Raw genomic sequence first — 959 nt, forward strand, 5'->3', positions numbered from 1 at the left:
TCGGATACGGCATGTGCGGGGCTACTGAGCGCGGCCAGAATGATCGGGTGGCCAGTCTGCGGGGACGTGGCGGCCATGTCCGCGATCTGCACGCCAGCTTGAGGACCCACAACCGTGTATGTTTGGCCCCTCATCTGAAAAAGCAAGCTTGCGCAGGCCAGCGGAATGGATGGCAGAGCATAGGCATAGGCGAGCGGGTTGGACCGCCCCTCAGACAGCGCCTGATCGAATTCGCCGTAACATTCCTGAGCCCCGTAACGGCAGCCAAGATAGGTTGCAGCGTGATGACGGCCGGCACGGCTCAGCCCGGTGGCCTCGAAAAGCCTATGCAGCGCAAGCAGAAGCAGGCGTGAATCCGTGCCAACCCGAAAGGCTTGCGGCCATTTCACTTCACGCCGGAAACAGCGGTCCAATTCGGATTGCGGCAAGGCCAGGTGAATTGAAGTGGCTTCGTCATGCCTGCTCATCATGCCACCTTCTGAAGCAGCAGCGCTGAATTGGTGCCGCCAAACCCGCTGTTTAGGCTCAGTACCCGCTGCACAGTGAGTTCTCGCGGTTTGCCGGCGACGAAATCGCAACCTTTCCCAGCGCTGTCCGGTGTAGTCATACCCGCGATGTGGGGTACCGCATCATCTAGAAGAGCGCATACAGAACCGATGGTTTCGATCACACCAGCGGCGCCGCACATATGGCCGGTCAGGGATTTTGTGGCCGCTACGGCGGGCTGCATGCCCTTATCGGCAAACAAGCGTCGGATTACGGCCATTTCCATGCGATCGTTGGGGGACGTTCCTGTACCGTGCGTGTTGATCACATCACCCGTATCCAGCTCTACTGGTAATTCTGCAGCGGCAAAGGCTGCCCGAATAGCACGTTCCGATCCGCCCCCGCGCTGATCGGGCGCCGTCAGATGCATGGCATCTGTTCCGAAACCAAATCCTGCGACTTCGGCAAATGGC

At 59.6% G+C, this 959-nt stretch carries 1 protein-coding gene and 1 pseudogene; both read right to left on the reverse strand.

The window, feature by feature from the left end:
• The coding region (locus RA19_RS27115; RefSeq protein WP_193748337.1) for a hypothetical protein at nt 1-467 on the reverse strand (467 nt) is incomplete at its 3' end.
• A pseudogene (locus RA19_RS24905) lies at nt 467-959 on the reverse strand (beta-ketoacyl-ACP synthase II); the annotation flags it as partial. The gene RA19_RS27115 and the pseudogene RA19_RS24905, both read right to left, overlap by 1 nt.

Source organism: Leisingera sp. ANG-M1 (assembly GCF_000813745.1).
Taxonomy (GTDB): Bacteria; Pseudomonadota; Alphaproteobacteria; order Rhodobacterales; family Rhodobacteraceae; genus Leisingera.